The sequence below is a fragment of the Klebsiella sp. Shm-1 genome (assembly GCF_040804525.1).
GTDB lineage: Bacteria > Pseudomonadota > Gammaproteobacteria > Enterobacterales > Enterobacteriaceae > Klebsiella > Klebsiella pneumoniae.
In genome coordinates this window covers 4690971-4712386 of record NZ_CP161823.1, presented here as the reverse complement: position 1 = coordinate 4712386, position 21416 = coordinate 4690971, and the positions used below count along the sequence as shown (strand labels likewise).

The window sequence follows — 21416 nt, the reverse complement described above, 5'->3', positions numbered from 1 at the left end:
CACTACCTCCTGACATTAATTCGCGGGCACCGGTTGTGAAGAGAAGACACGCGCTTTATCCAGCGTAATAAAAGAAATAAGCGTGAAGCACAGAGCGATACCGCCGAGTACGATATAGCTACTGGTAAAGCCCATGCTCTGGTACATATGGCCGATACCGGTCGAGAGAAAAATAGAGCTAAAGCTTTTCGAAAATTGGAAGCCAATTAAGTAAACGGTCGCTGACAGCAGAGGATTAAAGTTAGCCGTAATATATTTTAACGCCGCGACAAGTAGCACCGAGCTTTCAAAACCGTGGAGGAGTTTAATCAGACTGATGGAGACGGGGCCAATAGCCCACGCGGAGCCGATAATACGCAAGCTCATAATCAGCCCGCAGTATAACAGCGCATTTTTCGGGCCGATTTTATTCACAAACCATGGCGCAAAGAACATCACGATGGCATCAAGGAAAATCTGACCCGTGGTTAAATAACCGAAGACTTCTGCACCCCGGGCTTTACTCTCAAAGAAATGGCTGTAATAGATAGCGAACTGCTGGTCATAGGTTTCATAGACCGCCCCGACGCCAATGACATAGAGGGCGAAGAACCAGAATTTTTTAATTTTTAACAGCGAGACGGCATCGCGGAGGGTAACCGGCGATGCTTTGCCGGACAGCAATCCCTGCTGCGGGTGGGCGCTGATCTGCATTTTCCAGACAATGACCAGCAGGCAGACGCCTGCGCCGCTGGCCAACCAGAAAATCATATTCTGATCAATGCCGTAGAGTTTTCCTGCCGCAAAGGTGCCGATTGCGGCGCCGATGCCGCCGAACATCCGCGCCCGGCCAAATTCGAAACCGGAGGCGCGGCTGACTTTGTCAATGTAGGCTTCGCAAATCCCGCAGCCGGCGCCGTAGGCCATGCCAATATAAAGGCCGCCAGCCAGCGCGCCGAGGAACACATTTATTTTTAACAGGGGAGCAAAGACATAAATCCAGTAAGGGGCGAATAACGTGATAATAATCGCCAGCATCCACATCAGATTCTTACGATACACCAGTTTATCGGAGATGAAGCCGAATAATGGCTGAACGCAGACGGCGACAATGGCGGTGAAAGAATAAACCAGGCCGACGTCTGTGTAGTTAATACCGATGGTTTCCGTCAACCACAGGGATAAATAAGGGTAGCAGCATCCCCAACCTATAAAGAAGAACAGGAAAAACAGACAGCTGATAAAGTAATTTTTATTTGACGTTATCATGGTAACCCTCGCTTCCTTTATTCAGGAATATGATCGTGTTGATGCGAGCAACGTTACCTTTTTGCGCGTCGGGGAGTCATGAACGTTTCGCTATCGAGCAGGAGTAATCTGCTATCGGCAGAGGGGCGTGAGCCGCTTCACATTCGAGCCATAAAAAAGGGCGGATGGTCATCCGCCCTTAGGAGAGAGAAAAGATTACGCTCAGGCGTTCTGGCTTTCCGCCGTTTCCGCCTGCTTCGGCACCAGCACCGTTGGCTTGTTATCGATGCGGGTCACCAGCAGCTGGTCGATACGGTAGTTATCGATATCCACGACCTCAAACTTATAGCCGGAGAACTTCACCGCGTCGGTGCGTTTGGGGATTTTACGCAGCATAAACATCATAAAGCCGCCGATGGTCTCGTAATTCCCGGACTGCGGGAACTCGTCGATATCCAGCACGCGCATCACGTCATCAATCGGCGTACCGCCATCGATCAGCCACGAGTTTTCATCGCGGGCGACGATCTGCTCTTCCAGCCCCTGGCCGACGAGGTCGCCCATCAGGGTGGTCATCACGTCGTTGAGAGTGATGATCCCGACCACCAGCGCGTATTCATTCATGATCACCGCGAAGTCTTCCCCGGCGGTTTTGAAGCTTTCCAGCGCTTCCGACAGGGTCAGGGTGTCCGGCACGATCAACGTGTTGCGGATCTGTACGCCGCCGGTCAGCACCAGGCTCTGGTTCGCCAGCACGCGGTTCAGCAGATCTTTTGAATCGACGTAACCGATAATGTGGTCGATATCTTCATTACAGACGAGGAACTTCGAGTGCGGATGTTCGGCCACTTTATTCTTCAGGCTCTGCTCGTCTTCGTGCAAATCAAACCAAATGACGCTTTCACGCGGGGTCATGGAGGAAGGAACGGTGCGGGACTCCAGCTCGAACACGTTCTCAATTAGCTCATGCTCCTGCTTGCGCAGCACCCCGGCCAGCGCGCCGGCCTCGACCACGGCATAGATATCATCGGAGGTGATATCGTCTTTCCGCACCATCGGCAGTTTGAAGATGCGGAAGATCATGTTGGCCATGCCGTTAAACAACCACACCAGCGGGCGGAAGACTAACAGGCAGAAGCGCATCGGGTTGATGATGCGCAGAGCCACTGTTTCGGGCGCAATCATACCGATGCGTTTCGGAGTCAGGTCAGCAAACAGGATGAACAAGCTGGTGACCAGGGTAAAAGAGATGATGAAGCTCAGCTGCTCGGAGAGCTCCGGTGACAAATACCCGCTGAGCAGGCTATGAAACGCCGGTGAGAAAGCCGCGTCGCCCACAATACCGCCAAGAATGGCGACGGCGTTGAGGCCAATCTGCACGACGGTAAAGAAGGTGCCCGGGTTCTCCTGCATCTTCAGCACCCGCTGTGCGTTGACGTTGCCTTCATCGGCCAGCAGTTTCAGTTTGATTTTACGTGAGGCAGCCAGTGAAATTTCCGATATCGAAAAAAACGCACTGACGGCTATCAGACAGAGTATTACTAAAATACTGTTTAACATATCTTTTCTGACCGTTGAGGCCAGATCCTCGGAAGGGAAGTTGATAACTCAAATGTGGAATACATAAAAAACCGGTCCGAAGGCGCTGGACCGGCTGTCACACTGGCTAGTATAGCGTAAGGGAATGTAAAGCCGCCAGAGCGTTCATTGACCGCCTCGCTGTTGAGGCGGAAATCAGAATTACGCCTGAGGCGGCAGGCAGACGCCAATGCCGCCGATGCCGCAATAGCCGTGCGGGTTTTTATACAGATACTGCTGGTGATCGTCCTCGGCATAGTAGAACGGTTTGGCGGTGGCGATCTCGGTGGTGATGTGACGGGTATCGTGCGCGTCGTTCATCGCCGCCTGGAAGCGCGCGAGGCTGGCCTTTGCCGCCTCCGTCTGTTCCGGGGTCAGCGGGTAAATCGCCGAGCGGTACTGGGTGCCGTGGTCGTTACCCTGCCGCATACCCTGCGCCGGGTCGTGATTTTCCCAGAACACCTGCAATAACTGCTCATAGCTAATCACCTGCGGATCATAAACCACGCGTACCGCTTCCGCGTGACCGGTCTGACCGCTGCATACTTCGCGATAGGTCGGATTGGGCGTATAGCCGCCAGTGTAACCTGCGGCGGTGCTGTAAACCCCCGGCAATTGCCAGAACAGGCGCTCAACTCCCCAGAAGCAGCCCATGGCGAACAGCGCCACTTCCATCCCCGCCGGGACGTTGGTCATCGAGTGGCCGTTAACTGCGTGGAGCGTCGCCACTGGCATGGGGGTATTGCGTCCAGGCAGCGCATCCGCCTGGGCGACAAGATGCGTTTTATCAAATAGACTCACGGTTGGCCTCTCAATACAGAAATCGTCGTTAAGGTTGTAACGAAGCGTGTCTTTTAACACAATAAATACGCGTAATACGTCTAGATTAATACATAAGAATTATTTGGGTTATTGCCACTTTTTCAACCCTATGTTGTTAGGGTTTTGTTAAGCCGTGGAGCGGCGCCAGTGTTTCCTGTAGAGGAAACAGGGATATTCAGGAGAAAATGTGCTAAAAATCCGCCAGTTATGTGTCACCAGCCTTTTGCTGGTCAGCGGGGTCGCCAGCGCAGCGAATGTGCGTTTGCAGGTTGAGGGATTATCCGGGGAGCTGGAGAAAAACGTTCGCGCCCAGCTTTCCACCATCCAGAGCGATGAAGTCACGCCGGATCGTCGCTTTCGCGCGCGCGTCGATGACGCCATTCGCGAAGGTCTGAAAGCGCTGGGTTATTACGAGCCGACGATTGAATTTGATTTGCGTCCGCCGCCGAAAAGGGGACGTCAGGTGCTGATCGCCAAAGTGACCCCGGGAGAACCGGTGCGCATTGGCGGAACCGAGGTGATTCTGCGCGGCGGCGCCCGCACCGATAGCGACTACCTGGCGCTGCTGAAAACGCGCCCGGCCATCGGGACGGTGCTCAACCACGGGGATTACGACGGCTTCAAGAGCTCGCTGACCCGCGTCGCCCTGCGCAAAGGCTACTTTGACAGCGAGTTTCTTAAGAGCCAGCTCGGGGTCTCCCTCGACCGTCATCAGGCGTTCTGGGATATCGATTACGACAGCGGCGAACGCTATCGCTTTGGCCACGTCACTTTCTCTGGCTCGCAAATCCGCGATGAATACCTGCAAAACCTCGTGCCGTTTAAAGAGGGCGACTACTACACCTCGCAGGACCTGGCCGAGCTAAACCGCCGCCTGGCGGCGACCGGCTGGTTCAGTTCGGTGGTGGTGGCGCCTGATTTTGCTAAGTCGCGGAAAACCAAGGTGCTGCCTCTGCAGGGCGTTGTCTCGCCTCGCAAAGAGAACACCGTGGAAACCGGGGTCGGCTATTCCACAGACGTCGGTCCGCGGGTGAAAGCCACGTGGAAAAAACCATGGGTCAACTCGTATGGCCACAGCCTGACCTCCAGCGTCAGCCTCTCCGCCCCGGAGCAGCAATTCGATTTTACCTATAAAGTCCCACTGCTGAAGAGCCCCCTCGAACAGTATTATCTGATGCAGGGCGGTTTTAAGCGTACCGACCTCAATGATACCCAGGCCGACTCTACCACCCTGGGGGTCTCGCGTTTCTGGGAGATGTCGAGCGGCTGGCAGCGAGCGATTAACCTGCGCTGGAGCCTGGATCACTTTACCCAGGCGAACGTCACCAACACCACCATGCTGATTTATCCTGGGGTCTCGGTGAACCGCACTCGCTCCCGCGGCGGCCTGATGCCTACCTGGGGCGATTCCCAGCGCTACTCGGTGGACTACTCCAACACCATGTGGGGCTCGGACATCAACTTCATCGTGATGCAGGCCCAGGACGTCTGGATCCGTACCCTCTATGACCGCCACCGCTTTGTGGTGCGCGGCAACCTTGGCTGGATCGAAGCGGACAACTTTGACAAGGTGCCGCCAGATCTGCGTTTTTTCGCCGGGGGCGACCGCAGTATTCGCGGCTATAAATACAAATCTATCTCGCCGAAGGACGATGACGGCAAGCTGATCGGGGCCTCGAAGCTGGCCACCGGCTCGCTGGAGTATCAGTACAACGTCAGTGGCAAATGGTGGGGCGCCGTCTTTGTCGATAGCGGCGAAGCGGTCAGCGATATTCGCGAGAGCGATTTCAAAACCGGCGCCGGGGTGGGCGTGCGCTGGCAGTCGCCGGTGGGACCGATCAAGCTGGATATCGCCCGGCCGATCGGCGACAAAGAAGAGCATGGTTTACAGTTTTACATCGGTCTGGGGCCTGAATTATGAGTTTATGGAAGAAGATAAGCCTCGGCGTCTTAATCGTGTTAGTGCTCCTGCTGGGCACCGTCGGGTTCCTGGTGGGGACCACCACCGGCTTGCATCTGGTGTTCAAAGCGGCGGATCGCTGGGTACCGGGGCTGGAAATCGGCAAAGTGACCGGTGGCTGGCGTGATTTAACCCTCGATAATGTTCGCTACGAACAGCCCGGCGTGGCGGTGACCGCCGGTCAGTTTCACCTCAGCGTCAGGTTGCGCTGCCTGTGGGACAGCAGCCTGTGCGTAAACGACATCGCGCTGCGCGATATTTACGTCGCCGTCGATACCAAGAAGATGCCGCCCTCAGCGCCGGTCGAGGAAGAGGACAGCGGGCCGCTGAATCTCTCCACTCCTTATCCGATCACCCTCAGCCGCGTCGCGCTGCATAACGTCAACGTTAAAATCGATGATACCGCGGTCTCCGTACGCGATTTTTCCACCGGCCTGAACTGGCAGGAGAAAAATCTGACCCTGACGCCGACCTCGCTGCAGGGGCTGCTGATCGCCCTGCCTAAGGTGGCGAAAGTGGCGCAGGAGCAGGTGGTTGAGCCGAAAATTGACAACCCGCAGCCGCAGGAAAAACCGCTCGGCGAGACGATGACCGACCTCTTCTCGCAGCCGGTGCTGCCGGCAATGACCGATGTCCATCTGCCGCTGAACCTCAATATTCAGGCGTTCCGCGGCGAGCAGCTGCGCCTGACCGGCGATACCGATATCACCGTGTATAACCTGCTGCTGAAAGTCAGCAGTATCGACGGCCAGATGAAGCTCGACGCCCTTGATATCGACTCCGATCAGGGCAAGGTCAGCGCCTCGGGCAGCGCGCAGCTGCAGGATAACTGGCCGGTGGACATTACCCTCGCCGGAACCCTGAACGTCGACCCGATGAAAGGGGAGAAGGTGCAGCTGAAGGTGGGCGGCGAAGTGCGTAAAACGCTCAAAGTCGGAGTGGACTTAAGCGGGCCGGTCGCGGCCACGCTGCGCGCGGATGCGCAGCTGGCGGAGGCCGGGCTGCCGCTCAATATGGAGCTGAAGAGTAAGCAGCTCGCCTGGCCGTTCAGCGGCGAGAAGCAGTTCCAGGCCGACGATGTCCAGTTGAAGTTCAGCGGCAAAATGACCGACTATGCGCTGGCCTTCTCCACCGCGGTGAAAGGTCAATCGCTGCCGCCGGCGAAAATCGCCCTCAACGCCAAAGGCAATGAACGGCAGATCAATCTCGACAAGCTGACGGTCAACGCCCTGGAAGGGAAAACCGAGCTGAAGGCGCTGCTCGACTGGCAGCAGGCGATCAGCTGGCGCGGCGAGCTGACCCTCGACGGCATCAACACCGCCAAAGAGGTGCCGGACTGGCCGTCAAAGCTTAACGGCCGGATCAAGACCCAGGGCAGCCTGTACGGCGGCAGCTGGCAGATGTCGGTGCCGGAGCTGAAAATTACCGGCAACGTGAAGCAGAACAAAGTGGATGTGGCGGGCTCGCTGCAGGGTAACAGCTATCTGCAGTGGAAAATCCCGGGACTGCATCTGGCGTTAGGCCCGAACAGCGCTGATATCAAAGGCGAGCTGGGGGTGAAGGATCTTAATCTCGACGCCACCATCGATGCGCCGCACCTGGATAATGCGCTGCCGGGGCTCGGCGGGACGGCGAAGGGCTTGGTAAAAGTGCGCGGCACTGTCGATGCGCCGCAGCTGCTGGCCGACATCACCGCCCGGGCGCTGCGCTGGCAGGAGCTGACCATCGCCCAGGTCAACGTCAAAGGGGATGTGAAATCCACCGATCAGATTGGCGGTAACCTGGACGTGCGGGTGGATCGCATCAGCCAGCCGGGGGTCAATATCAGCCTGGTGCAGCTCAATGCCAAAGGTACAGAGAAACAGCATGAGCTGCGGCTACGCGTGCAGGGCGATCCGGTTTCCGGCCAGCTGGCGCTGGCAGGTAGCTTCGATCGTCAGGCCGAACGCTGGAAGGGCTCGCTGAGCGATACCCGCTTCCAGACGCCGGTGGGGCCGGTAGCGCTGACGCGCAGCATTGCGCTGGACTATCGCAATCTGGAGCAGAAAATCAGCATCGGGCCACACTGCTGGACCAACCCGAACGCCGAGCTCTGCGTGCCTGAAACCATTGACGCGGGCGCCAGCGGACGGGCGCGGGTGAATCTCAACCGCTTCGATCTGGCGATGCTCAAGCCGTTTATGCCGGAGGCGACCCAGGCCAGCGGCGTGTTTACTGGTAATGCCGATGTGAGCTGGGACACCACCAAAGAGGGACTGCCGCAGGGCAAAGTGACCCTCAGCGGGCGCAACGTCAAGGTGACCCAGGTCGTCAACGACGCGCCGTTGCCGGTGGCGTTCGATACGCTTAACCTCAGCGCCGACCTGCACAACAATCGCGCCGAGCTGGGCTGGCTTATCCGCCTGACCAACAATGGTCAACTGGATGGGCAGGTGCAGGTTACCGACCCGCAGGGGCGGCGTAATCTCGGCGGCAATGTCAATATCAGCAACTTCTCGCTGGCGATGATCAACCCGATTTTCGCTCGTGGTGAAAAGGCAGAGGGAAGGCTCAACGCCCGTCTGCGTCTGGGCGGCAATGTGAAAAGTCCGCAGCTGTTCGGCCAGATGCAGCTGAGCGGGGTGGATATCGACGGCAACTTTATGCCGTTTGATATGCAGCCGAGCCAGCTGGCGATGAACTTCAACGGCACGCGCTCGACCCTGCAGGGGACGGTGAACACCCGCCAGGGGCAAATCGCCCTCAGCGGTAACGCCGACTGGACGCAGATCGATAACTGGCGGGCGCAAATTGCGGCGAAAGGCAGCCGGGTGCGGATCACGGTGCCGCCGATGGTGCGTCTCGATGTATCGCCGGATGTGGTGTTTACCGCCACGCCAAGCCTGTTCAATCTCGACGGCAAAGTGGATGTGCCCTGGGCGCGGATCGTGGTCAACGAGGTGCCGGAGAGCGCGGTCGGCGTCTCCTCTGATGAAGTGATGCTGGATAAAAACCTCAAGCCGATTAAGCAGCAGAGCGCCAGCATCCCGATCAACAGCAACCTGACCATTCACGTCGGCAACAACGTTCGTCTGGAAGCCTTCGGCCTGAAAGCGCGTCTGACCGGTGATTTGAAAGTGGCGCAGGACAAGCAGGGGCTGGGCCTCAACGGGCAGATTAATATTCCGGACGGCCGTTTCCACGCCTATGGTCAGGACTTGATTGTCCGCAAAGGGGAGCTGCTGTTCTCCGGTCCGCCGGATCAGCCGTTGCTGAATATCGAAGCGATTCGTAACCCGGATGCCACCGAAGACGATGTGATCGCCGGCGTTCGCGTCACCGGCTCCGCCGATCAGCCGAAAGCGGAGATCTTCTCTGATCCGGTTATGTCCCAGCAGGAAGCGCTGTCTTATCTGCTGCGCGGCCAGGGTTTGAGTAGTGGTCAGAGCGATAGCGCCGCGATGACCTCAATGCTTATTGGTATGGGGGTTGCACAAAGTGGTCAGGTTGTGGGTAAAATCGGCGAGACGTTTGGCGTAAGCAACTTGGCGTTGGACACCGAAGGGGTAGGCGATTCTTCCCAGGTGGTGGTCAGCGGCTATGTACTGCCGGGTCTGCAGGTAAAATACGGGGTCGGTATCTTCGATTCCCTGGCGACGCTGACTTTACGTTATCGCCTGATGCCTAAGCTATATGTGGAAGCGGTGTCTGGCATCGACCAGGCGCTCGATTTGCTCTATCAGTTTGAGTTTTAGCAATGCGAATATTTGTTTACGGCAGTTTACGACGCAAACAAGGCAACAGCCACTGGATGACCAACGCCCAGTGGCTGGGCGCTCATAGTGTCGACGATTATCAGCTGTACAGCCTGGGCCACTATCCAGGCGCGGTGCCCGGCGAAGGCACAGTACATGGTGAAGTTTATCGTATTGATGCATCGACGCTGGCCGAACTGGATGCGCTGCGCACCAAGGGGGGCGAGTATGCGCGCCACCTGATTCAGACGCCTTACGGCAGCGCATGGATGTATGTCTATCAACGTTCCGTTGAGGGTTGTACGTTGATAGCGAACGGCAACTGGTTGGATCGCGACCAGTATTAACCACGACAGCGCCACCTTCGGGTGGCGTTGTTTTTTCCTGCTCCATGCCTTACCAGAGTGGCAGACGATCCTTCGCCAGCCACATCGCGGAAGCCAGCGTCGTCAGCGCGAGGAATAATAATCGTCGTGTTGGGGTGCTGAACATTACATGATCTCCTCGAGCGCGGTATGGCGGGCCGCTCCCTGCAGGTAGTGCCGCATCGCCGAGCGCATCTTCATCCAGTCAGCCACCCGGTGTGACAATAACCAGGCCGTCGGGCCAATCAGCTCCAGTACCGCCAGGATCCCGCCGAAACTGAGTAATAATAGGGACAGCATGTCCAGTGAATCCTGAATTAACCACCCAAATCCCCTGGCTGGTTTGTATGGGTTATTTAGCGACATGCCGAGTATGAGGAGGTACATCACCAGCACCATGCCATAAAACAGGTTATAGACTAGCGACATTTGCCGGTCACCGGGATAACAGGGATGATTTTTCAGAAAAGCGCACCCGTCGCTGACGTTGTATAACGCCTGGACGTCGTTATCTTTCCGTTGGTAGACGACGACTATCCGATCGCCGATAGCGAGAAAGGGCGGTTGACGGCGGTAAAAAAAGGGATGCAGGCCGAAGTTGGCGAAGCCGTTCTGCCAGAAGAAGGCCAGCGGCGCCGTGTCGCATTGTATCCCAACGCCATGGTATTCCCGCGTTGGGTTCCCCGCGAACCATTTCTTAAAAATGATATTGCTAATTTTTCCCGTCCGGACGGCATAGCGTTCCGGCAGGGCTTGCGTAAAAGGCTTCGCCGACTGGCGGAGGGTTTGCGCCGTAGTCGGTAGCGGCTGGCAAAAGGAAAAGTCGCGGCGGCGGGCCTGCGCCATCTTCGCCAACAGATCGCGCATGGCGGGGTGCATTTTTAGCGCCCGGTGGAACAGTAGCTCGCAGAGGCCGGTTAACAACGCGATGAAGGCCAGTATCGCGATAATGCCGAAGCCGAACCTTCCCCATTCTGAGGTGCTCATCATGAGCGGGATAAGAGCGACGATGAGCGTCAGCAGGCTGATAATCAGCAGCGGCCGGGCCCAGCGCTTTACCCGTTGACTGGGCTCAAGGAGCGTTTCGCCATCGCTGAGCCAGTGGATCCAGTAACTGCCGTTGTCCAGGCGGCGGACGCCAAGGTGCAGAGGCTGATTGATCGTCAGGCGGTCAAAAAGCGAGGGGTCGTTAAAATAGCGTTTATCGGTATAAAAGACATGGTCGCCGGCGATAAGACGCAGATACCCCTGTTTTTCACAGGCGGCGGTCGTGAAGCCAGAAAAGTTAAGGGTGAAATAGCGAACGCTTTTCACGGGACACCCTCCATGGTGTTATCGCGGCTATCCGTGCCGCAATCAGGCAGGGGATGACCCTGCCTGAGACAGAATTACTTCTGCTTAGCGCGCTCGAAAGAGGCAACGATTTCGGCTTTCGCCGCTTCCGCGTTGTCCCAACCGTCGACTTTAACCCACTTGCCTTTTTCCAGATCTTTGTAGTGCTCAAAGAAATGAGTGATCTGGGCTTTCAGCAGTTCCGGCAGGTCGTTCACATCGTTGATGTGATCGTATTCTTTGCTCAGCTTGGTGTGCGGTACGGCAACCAGTTTCGCATCTTCACCAGATTCGTCGGTCATCTTCAGAACGCCAACCGGACGGCAGCGGATCACGGAGCCCGGCTGCAGCGGGTACGGAGTCGGGACCAGCACGTCAACCGGGTCGCCGTCCAGGGACAGGGTGTGGTTGATGTAGCCGTAGTTGCACGGATAGAACATTGCCGTGGACATGAAACGGTCAACGAACAGTGCACCGCTCTCTTTGTCGACTTCGTATTTGATAGGATCTGCGTTCGCCGGGATTTCGATCACGACGTAGATGTCTTCCGGCAGATCTTTGCCCGCAGGTACGTTGAGTAAGCTCATGTCTGTTTCCTTTAAAATGTATGGCAAACAAGTGCTCGGTATTATAGCCAACTCACATCGAAAGTCTTCGCTTCTTTTTCCCGATATCGCCGCAGAGTGCTCCGAATTTTTCGCGTAATAATGACATGAAAATCCATAAACATAGCCACATCATGAATAAATTTATGTAACCGTTTTCATTGCATGTGATTGATTTATCATACTGCTTAAAAAAACGTCATAAACCGCAACAGCCGCGCTCCCTGCGAAGCCTTATCGGCTCTCCGCTGGGCAGTAGGGCCATCATTAACATCTCATTTACTTTTTTGAAGTGTGATGTAACGCATTCAGTTACATCACCGATTGTCTATAGTTTGTCCGCAGGTGAGACTTTAACCAACAATAACCCTACGAGGATACCCTTATGTGGAAGCGCTTACTTCTTGTCACAGCAGTTTCCGCAGCTATGTCGTCTATGGCGATAGCTGCCCCGCTAACCGTAGGTTTTTCGCAGGTCGGTTCTGAATCCGGCTGGCGTGCGGCGGAAACCAGCGTCGCGAAAGAGGAGGCCGCCAAGCGCGGTATCACCCTGAAGATCGCTGATGGTCAGCAAAAACAGGAAAACCAGATCAAAGCAGTGCGTTCCTTTATCGCTCAAGGGGTCGACGCGATCTTCATTGCGCCGGTGGTGGCTACCGGCTGGGAACCGGTGCTGAAAGAGGCGAAAGAGGCCAAGATCCCGGTTTTCCTCCTCGACCGTTCCATTGATGTTAAAGATAAAGATCTCTACATGACCACCGTGACCGCCAACAACGTGCTGGAAGGCCAGCTGATTGGCGACTGGCTGGTGAAAACCGTCGACGGTAAGCCGTGTAACGTCGTTGAACTGCAGGGCACCGTTGGGGCCAGCGTGGCCATCGATCGTAAGAAAGGCTTCGCCGACGCGATTGCCAAAGCGTCGAATATCAAAATTATCCGCTCCCAGTCCGGCGACTTCACCCGCAGTAAAGGGAAAGAGGTCATGGAGAGCTTTATCAAAGCTGAGAATAACGGCAAAAACATCTGCATGGTGTTCGCTCATAACGACGATATGGCCATCGGCGCCATCCAGGCCATTAAAGAAGCTGGCCTGAAGCCGGGCAAAGATATTCTGACCGGCTCCATCGACGGCGTGCCGGATATCTATAAAGCGATGATCGCTGGTGAAGCCAACGCCAGCGTCGAACTGACGCCAAATATGGCCGGCCCGGCGTTTGATGCGCTGGAGAAATACAAAAAAGACGGCACCCTGCCGGAGAAGCTGACCATTACCAAATCGACGCTGTATCTGCCGGATACGGCGAAAGAAGAGTTAGAGAAGAAGAAAAATATGGGCTACTGAGTGGGGAGCCCCTCATTCCATCCCTCTCCCCGGTGGGAGAGGGTAAAAAGCAGCGTTCCAGAAACCCCGGGAAGCCCAGCGCGACCCGGGGTAACCTGACATCATTTGAAGGTGACATCGATTATGAGCGCCGAGGCACACCAGGAGATCCTTCGCACCGAAGGACTTAGTAAATTCTTCCCCGGCGTTAAGGCGCTGGATAACGTCAACTTTAGCCTGCGGCGCGGCGAAATCATGGCCCTGTTGGGCGAAAACGGCGCCGGAAAATCGACGCTGATCAAAGCGCTGACCGGCGTTTACCATGCCGATCGCGGCACTATCTGGCTGGAAGGCCAGGCTATTTCGCCCAAAAATACCGCCCATGCCCAGCAGCTGGGGATCGGCACCGTCTACCAGGAAGTGAACCTGCTGCCCAATATGTCGGTGGCGGATAACCTGTTCATCGGCCGTGAGCCGCGGCGGTTTGGTCTGCTGCGACGTAAAGAGATGGAGGCCAGAGCGACGGCGCTGATGGCCTCCTACGGCTTTTCCCTCGACGTGCGCGAGCCGCTGAACCGCTTTTCGGTGGCGATGCAGCAGATCGTCGCTATCTGTCGGGCCATCGACCTGTCGGCCAAGGTGCTGATCCTCGACGAGCCCACCGCCAGCCTCGATACCCAGGAGGTGGAGATGCTGTTCACCCTGATGCGCCAGCTCAGGGATAACGGCGTCAGCCTGATCTTCGTCACCCATTTTCTCGACCAGGTCTATGCGGTCAGCGACCGCATCACCGTGCTGCGTAACGGCAGCTTCGTCGGCTGCCGCGAGACCCGCGAGCTGCCGCAGATTGAGCTGGTGAAAATGATGCTGGGTCGCGAACTGGACCACAATGCCCTGCAGCGGGCGGGCCGTACCCTGCTGAGCGATAAACCGGTAGCGGCGTTTGAAGGCTACGGTAAAAAAGGAACCATCGCCCCGTTTGACCTGCAGGTCCGCCCGGGCGAAATTGTAGGCCTCGCCGGCCTGCTGGGTTCCGGACGCACGGAAACCGCCGAGGTGATCTTCGGCATTAAAACGGCGGACAGCGGGAAGGCGTGGATCAAAGGCAAACCGCAGACCTTGCGCTCCCCGCATCAGGCGTCCTGCCTCGGGATCGGCTTCTGTCCGGAGGATCGCAAAACCGACGGCATTATCGCCGCTGCCTCGGTGCGGGAAAATATCGTTCTCGCCCTGCAGGCGCAGCGCGGCTGGCTGCGGCCGATCCCCCGCCGGGAGCAGAATGAGATCGCCGAGCGCTTTATTCGCCAGCTGGGGATCCGTACCCCGAGCGCCGAGCAGCCGATCGAGTTTCTCTCCGGCGGCAACCAGCAGAAGGTGCTGCTCTCCCGCTGGCTGCTGACCAAACCGCAGTTCCTGATCCTCGATGAGCCGACCCGCGGCATCGACGTCGGCGCCCATGCGGAAATTATTCGCCTGATTGAAACCCTCTGCGCCGATGGCCTGGCGCTGCTGGTTATCTCTTCTGAACTGGAGGAGCTGGTGGGTTACGCCGATCGGGTCATTATCCTGCGCGATCGCCGACAAGTGGCGGAGATCCCGCTCGCCGAGCTCTCTGTTCCGGCGATCATGAACGCTATTGCGGCATAAGGAGTAACCCATGATGCCTCGATCTCTTTCGCAAACCGGCCCGGAGAAGCGACGCTTCACCTGGCCGAAGGGCACCCCGCAGATTATTGCCCTGCTGCTGGTTCTGCTGGTAGACAGCCTGGTGGCGCCCCATTTTTATCAGGTGGTGCTCCAGGATGGCCGCCTGTTTGGCAGCCCGATCGATATTCTCAACCGCGCCGCGCCGGTGGCGCTGCTGGCGATTGGCATGACGCTGGTGATCGCCACCGGCGGCATCGACCTGTCGGTAGGGGCGGTGATGGCGATTGCCGGCGCGACGGCCGCCTCGATGACCGTCGCCGGGCACAGCCTGCCGGTGGTGCTGTTGGCCGCGCTGGCCGCGGGCGCGCTGGCCGGATTGTGGAACGGCATCCTCGTGGCGGTCCTTAAGATCCAGCCCTTTGTGGCGACGCTGATCCTGATGGTGGCCGGGCGCGGGGTGGCGCAGTTGATCACCGCTGGGCAGATCGTCACCTTTGATTCCCCGGCCCTGGCGTGGCTCGGCAGCGGATCGTTTCTGCTGTTTCCGACGCCGGTGATCGTCGCCGCCGCTACGCTGCTGCTGTTCTGGCTGTTTACCCGTAAAACGGCGCTGGGCATGTTTATTGAGGCGGTAGGGATCAACATCCGCGCGGCGAAAAACGCCGGCGTCAATACCCGCATCGTGGTGATGCTGGCCTATGTCCTGAGCGGCGTCTGCGCGGCGATCGCCGGGATCATCGTGGCGGCGGACATCCGCGGCGCGGATGCCAATAACGCCGGGCTATGGCTTGAGCTGGACGCCATTCTGGCGGTGGTCATCGGCGGCGCCTCGCTGATGGGCGGGCGCTTTAACCTGCTGCTCTCGGTGGTGGGGGCGCTGATTATCCAGGGAATGAACACCGGGATTTTGCTCTCCGGCTTCCCGCCGGAGCTCAACCAGGTGGTGAAAGCGGTGGTGGTGCTGTGCGTACTGATTGTCCAGTCGCCGCGCTTTATCGGTTTACTGAAAGGGGTACGCGGCCATGATAAAACGTAATTTACCATTGATGATCACCCTTGCGGTGTTTGTGCTGGGCTACCTCTACTGCCTGACCCAGTTCCCCGGTTTTGCCTCAACGCGGGTGATCTGCAATATCCTGACGGATAATGCCTTCCTCGGGATCATCGCCGTGGGCATGACCTTTGTGATCCTCTCCGGCGGGATCGATCTGTCGGTGGGGTCGGTGATCGCCTTTACCGGCGTCTTCCTCGCCAAAGCAATTGGCTTTTGGGGAATCTCGCCGCTGGTGGCTTTTCCGCTGGTGCTGGTGATGGGCTGCGCCTTCGGCGCGTTTATGGGGCTGCTGATTGACGCCCTGAAGATCCCGGCCTTTATCATCACCCTCGCCGGCATGTTCTTCCTGCGCGGCGTGAGCTATCTGGTGTCAGAGGAGTCGATTCCGATTAACCACCCAGTGTACGACACCCTGTCCGGGCTGGCATGGACCATTCCCGGCGGCGGTCGTCTCAGCGCCATGGGACTGCTGATGCTGCTGGTGGTGGTGGCCGGTATTTTTGTCGCCCATCGCACCCGCTTTGGCAACCAGGTGTATGCCATCGGCGGCAACGCCACGTCGGCGAATCTGATGGGGATTTCGACTCGCAGCGCCACGATCCGTATCTATATGCTCTCCACCGGACTGGCGACGCTGGCCGGGATCGTCTTTTCCATTTATACCCAGGCGGGCTATGCGCTGGCGGGCGTCGGCGTCGAGCTGGATGCGATTGCCTCGGTGGTGATCGGCGGTACGCTGCTCAGCGGTGGCGTCGGTACCGTGCTGGGAACGCTGTTCGGGGTGGCGATCCAGGGACTGATTCAGACCTACATCAACTTCGACGGCACCCTCAGCTCATGGTGGACGAAAATCGCCATCGGCATTTTGCTGTTTATCTTTATCGCGCTGCAGCGTGGGCTGACCGTGCTGTGGGAAAATCGGCAGAATGCGGCGGTGACGCGGGTGAGCGGGGCGGGGAGTCGCTAAGAAATGCTCCTCCCGCAGGCGCGGGAGGAGCGGGCAGGGCGCTTAGGCGTCCGGGAACGCTTTAATAAAGTTCTCGACGTCTTCTACCATGTGGTTGTTGCCGACGAAGAAGGAGCGACGCTGATGCAGGCTTTCCGGGATAATATCCAGAATACGCTCTTTACCGTCGCTGGCCTTACCGCCCGCCTGTTCGGCGAGGAAGGCCATCGGGTTGCATTCATACAGCAGGCGCAGCTTGCCTTCCGGGTGGCTGGCGGTGCTCGGATAGAGATAGATGCCGCCTTTCAGCAGGTTGCGGTGGAAGTCCGCCACCAGCGAGCCGATATAGCGTGAGGTATAAGGACGCTGAGTCGCTTTGTCCTCTTCCTGACAGTACTTAATGTACTTCTTCACGCCCTGCGGGAATTTGATATAGTTGCCTTCGTTGATGGAGTAGGTATTGCCCTTCTCCGGGAAGCGCATGCGCTCCTGGCATAGACAGAAGACGCCAAGGGACGGGTCGTAGGTGAAGGCGTGAACGCCGCAGCCGGTGGTATACACCAGCATCGTCGACGATCCGTAGACCACATAGCCCGCGGCCACCTGCTTGTTGCCCGGCTGCAGGAAGTCTTCTTCTGTCACCGGCGTGCCGACAGGCGTCACGCGGCGGTAGATAGAGAAGATCGTACCGACAGAGACGTTAACGTCGATGTTAGAGGAGCCATCCAGAGGATCCATCAGCACCACGTATTTGGCGTGTTCACACCCTTCGAAGACGACAATCTCATCTTCTTCTTCAGAGGCAATCCCGGCAACAATATCGCGTGCTCGCAGTGCGGCTTTTAATTTTTCATTAGCGAACAGATCGAGTTTTTGCTGAACCTCGCCCTGAACGTTTTCAGCACCGCTGGCACCCAGGATATCGACCAGACCGGCCTTGTTGATATCGCGGTGGATGATCTTGGCGCCCAACTTTATTGCTGACAACAAAGCAGTCAGCTCACCGGTGGCGTGGGAGAACTCGTGCTGCTTTTCAACAATAAACTCACCTAACGTTTTCATAACTCGTTCCCTGCATTTTTATGTTGAGTAAAACGAACGCAACAATCTTAACAAAGAATCAAAAAAGTGCGCACAGGTGAATCGCGCCAGCAAAATACAGATTCGCCTGAAATGCATTTCGCCAGGGCCCGGGATATGGGTAAAATGTGCCCCGGATAAGAAAAGGAAATGACGAATGCGCATTCATATTTTAGGAATCTGTGGCACGTTTATGGGGGGGCTGGCCATGCTGGCGCGCTCCCTCGGTCATGAGGTAACGGGGTCGGATGCTAACGTCTATCCGCCGATGAGCACCCTGCTGGAAAACCAGGGGATTGATTTAATTCAGGGCTATGACCCCAGCCAGCTGGAGCCCCGGCCGGACCTGGTGATTATCGGTAACGCCATGACTCGCGGCAACCCGTGCGTTGAAGCGGTGCTGGAAAATAATATTCCCTATATGTCCGGCCCGCAGTGGCTGCACGACTTCGTGCTGCGCGATCGCTGGGTGCTGGCCGTCGCCGGGACCCACGGCAAAACCACCACTGCCGGCATGGCGACCTGGATCCTTGAAGCCTGCGGCTATAAACCGGGGTTCGTGATTGGCGGCGTTCCGGGCAATTTCGACGTCTCCGCGCGCCTGGGCGACAGCCCGTTCTTCGTCATTGAAGCCGACGAATATGACTGCGCCTTCTTCGACAAGCGCTCCAAGTTTGTTCACTACTGCCCGCGGACGCTGATCCTCAACAACCTTGAGTTCGACCACGCGGACATCTTTGATGACCTGAAGGCGATTCAGAAACAGTTCCACCATCTGGTGCGCATCGTGCCGGGCAAAGGCAAAATTATCCTGCCGGAGAACGACATCAACCTGAAGCAGGTGATGGCGATGGGCTGCTGGAGCGAGCAGGAGCTGGTGGGCGAGCAGGGCCACTGGCAGGCGAAAAAACTGAACGCCGACGCCTCGCAGTGGGAAGTCTTACTCGACGGCGAAAAGGTCGGCGAAGTGAAGTGGGCGCTGGTCGGCGAGCATAATATGCATAACGGCCTGATGGCGATTGCCGCGGCGCGTCACGTCGGCGTGCTGCCGGCGGATGCCGCGAACGCGCTGGGCAGCTTTATCAACGCCCGCCGTCGCCTGGAGCTGCGGGGCGAAGCCAACGGCGTCACCGTGTATGACGATTTCGCCCATCATCCGACGGCAATCCTCGCCACGCTGCAGGCGCTGCGCGGTAAAGTAGGCGGTACCGCGCGCATTCTCGCCGTGCTGGAGCCGCGCTCTAACACCATGAAAATGGGCGTCTGCAAGGACGATCTGGCGCCGTCACTCGGCCGCGCCGATGAAGTGTTCCTCCTGCAGCCGCAGCATATTCCGTGGCAGGTGGCGGAAGTGGCGGAAGCCTGCGTCCAGCCGGCCCACTGGAGCGCCGACGTCGATACCCTGGCGGAGATGGTGGTCAAAACCGCCCACCCGGGCGACCATATCCTGGTGATGAGCAACGGCGGCTTCGGCGGTATTCATCAGAAGCTGCTGGATAAGCTGGCGCAAAAAGCGGCCGCGGCTGAATAAGCGCGTACGCCTCCGGTAACTGCCCTCCGCGTGAGGGCAGTTTTATTTTAGCTACCAGGAATTGTGTGATGCTGACCTGCGAAAGCGTACGTTCTACCGACTCGCCCCATTTCGCCATGCTGGACGCGCTTTACGCGCGCGCCTTTCCGTGGCACGAGCAGCGCGAAAGCGAGGCCAAACGTCAGGCGCTGAGCCACCCGCGCTACGCGCTGGAAGCATGGTTCGATGAAGGCGTCTTTGTCGGCCTCAGCGGCTGCTGGCAGTTTGCCGGCTACGGTTATATCGAACATCTGGCGATCGACGACACGCTGCGCTCCCGCGGCTATGGTAAACAGCTGCTGGCGCAGATCCTGACGCGCGCCCCGCTGACCATTCTGGAAATCGATCCGCTAACCACGGCCATCGCCCATAAACGGCTGCGCTTTTATCAGTCGATGGGGTTCCATGCTAATCCCTGGGCGCATCATCACCCGAGCTATCATCAGGGCATTGCGGATCATGAGCTGCTGGTGCTGAGCTACCCGCAGCCGATCGATGAGCGGCAGTATCAGCAGTTTGCCCGGGATCTCGGGCACGAGGTGATGGGGCGGGAGTAGCCCGGCTCGGCGTACCGCTCCGGGCATTCGACTGGCGGCGCTGTTACTCTTTGGCGATCGGCGTCTCGTTCTCCGCGACTTTGTTATCGCCCTGAATCTTAGCGATTTTCTGCTCAACGGCGGCTACCTGGGCGCTGTCGTGCAGCAGGGTGTAGGTTAGATCAAACTGCGCGCTGGCGCCCGGCTGCAGCTGTTTCACGCGTTTTTGTTTGCGTTCAATGGTGACCGGATAGGCGTAGCTGGTCCCCGGTTCGATACCGGTGACGTAGCCCTGCTTGACGGTATCGGTGTTTTTCCACAGCGTCAGGACCGGCAGCTGACGGGTATCAAACTGAATAGAGGCCCCTTTATCGCCCGCTTTGTTGACCACGGCGGCCAGGGTCTGGTGATTTTCATCGGCCAGGGGCTGAATATTAAATACCATCTCGTCAAAATCTTTGGTCGGTCCCTGATAGGTTTGCCAGGTTTTTAACCCACTCTTAGCGTAATCATTGAACGGGCTGATGCTGGACATCGGGGCGAGGAAACGCGCGCCTTCTTCGAGGATCGGGGTGCCGAAGTTGCTGTGGTAGATGATCTGATAATCATGCGGATAGTCGGCATGGTTGGTTAAGACGTCATGTAAGCTGAAGCTGTTGCTGCCCGGCACGTAGCGCAGTTCGGTCAGGGTCTGCAGATCGGCTTTTTTAAAGGTGCTCTCTTTCACCAGCCCGCGGATGCGGATTTCATACGGCGCGCTGTCGGCCACCTCCACCTCCACCAGAGAGGCCGGCGTGTTGCCCGCCTTGCCGTGTAGGGTATAAATTTGCCCGTCCGCGGTCACCGGATGGCCGGTCCATTCATAGCCGCAGCGGACCATCATCTCGTTGAATCCTTCCAGCCAGCCGAGGCCATTGCGGCTTTCCAGGTTGATAAACGCCGGGTTGACGACCTCTTTAACCGGCGAATCCCAGCCCATCCGGCTGCCGAAACCCTCAATACGCAGCAAGTTCATGCCGCGTGTCGGGCTCAGGGTGATGGTCAGGCCGTCTTTACTATGAATGGTGAGGATTTTGCTGCCTTCCTGCTTACCGCCGTGCAGGACTTTCTGCTCAATGCTGAACGCATGATCTTTCACCTTCAGCTGATCGCTGTTGATCTGCCAGTTTCCTTTATCCATCCCCTCTTCAGCGTTCGTCAGCACCCATGTTTTTGCCGCGGCCGAGCCGGAAACCAGCAGGGCGATCGTCGTCAGAACCAATGTCTTTTTCATTTTTATTCCCTTTTTGCTGAATCGATTGTGTCATTGACGTGTGAAATCTACCGGCATGGGGGTGATTAAAATGTGAAGCGCCTCACCTGGTGAGAAAACGGCCGATTTGCTGAGGATAAATGGGATGGAAGTCGTATTATCTTGCTATGTAATACGTATTTATCACCAGAATATGTGATCTATATTGTTTTTAGCTTTAACGATTCAGCTTGATAAGTCAGGCTATAAACAAACGTATCGTCGTGTGGATGAGGGGATTCAGGCGATGCGACGGGAATCCCCCTGCTGGCGCAAGCCTTAGAGCTGGGGTGAAGGTAGGCCGGATAAGGCGTAGCCGCCATCCGGCACAACGACGGGAACGGGGTC

17 protein-coding genes are annotated in these 21416 nt (G+C 57.4%); 10 read left to right on the top strand and 7 right to left on the bottom strand.

From position 1 onward, the window contains the following. Window positions 1-15 precede the first annotated feature (15 nt). The 3 genes from AB1E37_RS22985 to msrA all read right to left on the bottom strand — a co-directional run bounded on the left by AB1E37_RS22985 (window position 16) and on the right by msrA (window position 3606). Complete coding sequence (locus AB1E37_RS22985; protein ID WP_016946104.1) at window positions 16-1248, bottom strand: oligosaccharide MFS transporter; 1233 nt, start codon at window positions 1246-1248, stop codon at window positions 16-18. A gap of 201 nt (window positions 1249-1449) precedes the next feature. Then, the gene (locus AB1E37_RS22980; protein WP_002886718.1) at window positions 1450-2787 is read right to left on the bottom strand and encodes a hemolysin family protein; all 1338 of its coding nucleotides are present in this window, start codon (window positions 2785-2787) and stop codon (window positions 1450-1452) included. Window positions 2788-2967: 180 nt separating this feature from the next. Continuing rightward, the gene (gene msrA, locus AB1E37_RS22975) at window positions 2968-3606 is read right to left on the bottom strand and encodes a peptide-methionine (S)-S-oxide reductase MsrA (RefSeq protein ID WP_002886721.1); all 639 of its coding nucleotides are present in this window, start codon (window positions 3604-3606) and stop codon (window positions 2968-2970) included. A gap of 208 nt (window positions 3607-3814) precedes the next feature. On the opposite strand from msrA, the gene tamA reads away from it, so the two are divergent. From tamA to AB1E37_RS22960, 3 genes are read left to right on the top strand one after another with little or no spacing between them, the layout of a single operon-like run. Further along, entirely contained in the window at window positions 3815-5548 is a 1734-nt protein-coding gene (gene tamA, locus AB1E37_RS22970) for an autotransporter assembly complex protein TamA (RefSeq protein ID WP_002886722.1), read from the top strand. Next, complete coding sequence (tamB, locus tag AB1E37_RS22965; RefSeq protein ID WP_012737220.1) at window positions 5545-9321, top strand: autotransporter assembly complex protein TamB; 3777 nt, start codon at window positions 5545-5547, stop codon at window positions 9319-9321. The genes tamA and tamB overlap by 4 nt, the downstream gene beginning before the upstream one ends. A 2-nt stretch (window positions 9322-9323) precedes the next feature. Continuing rightward, window positions 9324-9668, top strand: coding sequence for a gamma-glutamylcyclotransferase (locus AB1E37_RS22960; protein ID WP_002886724.1), 345 nt, complete (start codon window positions 9324-9326; stop codon window positions 9666-9668). A 144-nt stretch (window positions 9669-9812) separates the two neighbouring features. On the opposite strand, the gene AB1E37_RS22955 is transcribed toward AB1E37_RS22960, so the two are convergent. After that, entirely contained in the window at window positions 9813-11000 is a 1188-nt protein-coding gene (locus AB1E37_RS22955) for a hypothetical protein (protein WP_021312672.1), read from the bottom strand. A gap of 74 nt (window positions 11001-11074) precedes the next feature. Continuing rightward, on the bottom strand, window positions 11075-11605 hold the full coding sequence (ppa, locus tag AB1E37_RS22950) for an inorganic diphosphatase (RefSeq protein ID WP_002886766.1): 531 nt from the start codon (window positions 11603-11605) through the stop codon (window positions 11075-11077). A gap of 403 nt (window positions 11606-12008) precedes the next feature. On the opposite strand from ppa, the gene ytfQ reads away from it, so the two are divergent. From ytfQ to yjfF, 4 genes are all read left to right on the top strand, one after another. Next, on the top strand, window positions 12009-12965 hold the full coding sequence (gene ytfQ, locus AB1E37_RS22945; protein WP_002886769.1) for a galactofuranose ABC transporter, galactofuranose-binding protein YtfQ: 957 nt from the start codon (window positions 12009-12011) through the stop codon (window positions 12963-12965). Window positions 12966-13088: 123 nt separating this feature from the next. Continuing rightward, on the top strand, window positions 13089-14591 hold the full coding sequence (ytfR, locus tag AB1E37_RS22940; protein ID WP_002886772.1) for a galactofuranose ABC transporter, ATP-binding protein YtfR: 1503 nt from the start codon (window positions 13089-13091) through the stop codon (window positions 14589-14591). 10 nt (window positions 14592-14601) lie between these two features. After that, complete coding sequence (gene ytfT, locus AB1E37_RS22935; protein ID WP_004152011.1) at window positions 14602-15627, top strand: galactofuranose ABC transporter, ATP-binding protein YtfT; 1026 nt, start codon at window positions 14602-14604, stop codon at window positions 15625-15627. Next, the gene (gene yjfF, locus AB1E37_RS22930; protein WP_002886825.1) at window positions 15614-16612 is read left to right on the top strand and encodes a galactofuranose ABC transporter, permease protein YjfF; all 999 of its coding nucleotides are present in this window, start codon (window positions 15614-15616) and stop codon (window positions 16610-16612) included. The genes ytfT and yjfF overlap by 14 nt, the downstream gene beginning before the upstream one ends. Before the next feature lie 42 nt (window positions 16613-16654). On the opposite strand, the gene fbp is transcribed toward yjfF, so the two are convergent. Next, the gene (gene fbp, locus AB1E37_RS22925; protein WP_002886827.1) at window positions 16655-17653 is read right to left on the bottom strand and encodes a class 1 fructose-bisphosphatase; all 999 of its coding nucleotides are present in this window, start codon (window positions 17651-17653) and stop codon (window positions 16655-16657) included. A 175-nt stretch (window positions 17654-17828) separates the two neighbouring features. On the opposite strand from fbp, the gene mpl reads away from it, so the two are divergent. Then, entirely contained in the window at window positions 17829-19202 is a 1374-nt protein-coding gene (gene mpl, locus AB1E37_RS22920) for a UDP-N-acetylmuramate:L-alanyl-gamma-D-glutamyl-meso-diaminopimelate ligase (RefSeq protein WP_002886886.1), read from the top strand. Between the two features lie 68 nt (window positions 19203-19270). Then, complete coding sequence (locus AB1E37_RS22915; RefSeq protein ID WP_002886889.1) at window positions 19271-19798, top strand: GNAT family N-acetyltransferase; 528 nt, start codon at window positions 19271-19273, stop codon at window positions 19796-19798. Window positions 19799-19841: 43 nt separating this feature from the next. Here AB1E37_RS22915 and AB1E37_RS22910 read toward each other — a convergent pair whose 3' ends face one another. Continuing rightward, a complete protein-coding gene (locus AB1E37_RS22910; RefSeq protein ID WP_002886890.1) occupies window positions 19842-21050 on the bottom strand; it encodes an aldose 1-epimerase family protein in 1209 nt (402 codons plus the stop codon). A gap of 184 nt (window positions 21051-21234) precedes the next feature. Between AB1E37_RS22910 and AB1E37_RS22905 the strand changes: the two genes are divergently transcribed. Next, complete coding sequence (locus AB1E37_RS22905) at window positions 21235-21351, top strand: hypothetical protein (RefSeq protein WP_014342865.1); 117 nt, start codon at window positions 21235-21237, stop codon at window positions 21349-21351. Window positions 21352-21416: the final 65 nt, after the last annotated feature.

What these genes read in the sequence shown, in the direction of transcription:
- AB1E37_RS22985 (WP_016946104.1), bottom strand. Translation starts at nt 1,248, where the DNA reads ATGATAACGTCAAATAAAAATTACTTTATCAGCTGTCTGTTTTTCCTG.
- AB1E37_RS22980 (WP_002886718.1), bottom strand. Translation starts at nt 2,787, where the DNA reads ATGTTAAACAGTATTTTAGTAATACTCTGTCTGATAGCCGTCAGTGCG.
- tamB (WP_012737220.1), top strand. Translation starts at nt 5,545, where the DNA reads ATGAGTTTATGGAAGAAGATAAGCCTCGGCGTCTTAATCGTGTTAGTG.
- AB1E37_RS22960 (WP_002886724.1), top strand. Translation starts at nt 9,324, where the DNA reads ATGCGAATATTTGTTTACGGCAGTTTACGACGCAAACAAGGCAACAGC.
- ppa (WP_002886766.1), bottom strand. Translation starts at nt 11,605, where the DNA reads ATGAGCTTACTCAACGTACCTGCGGGCAAAGATCTGCCGGAAGACATC.
- ytfQ (WP_002886769.1), top strand. Translation starts at nt 12,009, where the DNA reads ATGTGGAAGCGCTTACTTCTTGTCACAGCAGTTTCCGCAGCTATGTCG.
- ytfR (WP_002886772.1), top strand. Translation starts at nt 13,089, where the DNA reads ATGAGCGCCGAGGCACACCAGGAGATCCTTCGCACCGAAGGACTTAGT.
- ytfT (WP_004152011.1), top strand. Translation starts at nt 14,602, where the DNA reads ATGATGCCTCGATCTCTTTCGCAAACCGGCCCGGAGAAGCGACGCTTC.
- yjfF (WP_002886825.1), top strand. Translation starts at nt 15,614, where the DNA reads ATGATAAAACGTAATTTACCATTGATGATCACCCTTGCGGTGTTTGTG.
- fbp (WP_002886827.1), bottom strand. Translation starts at nt 17,653, where the DNA reads ATGAAAACGTTAGGTGAGTTTATTGTTGAAAAGCAGCACGAGTTCTCC.
- mpl (WP_002886886.1), top strand. Translation starts at nt 17,829, where the DNA reads ATGCGCATTCATATTTTAGGAATCTGTGGCACGTTTATGGGGGGGCTG.
- AB1E37_RS22915 (WP_002886889.1), top strand. Translation starts at nt 19,271, where the DNA reads ATGCTGACCTGCGAAAGCGTACGTTCTACCGACTCGCCCCATTTCGCC.
- AB1E37_RS22910 (WP_002886890.1), bottom strand. Translation starts at nt 21,050, where the DNA reads ATGAAAAAGACATTGGTTCTGACGACGATCGCCCTGCTGGTTTCCGGC.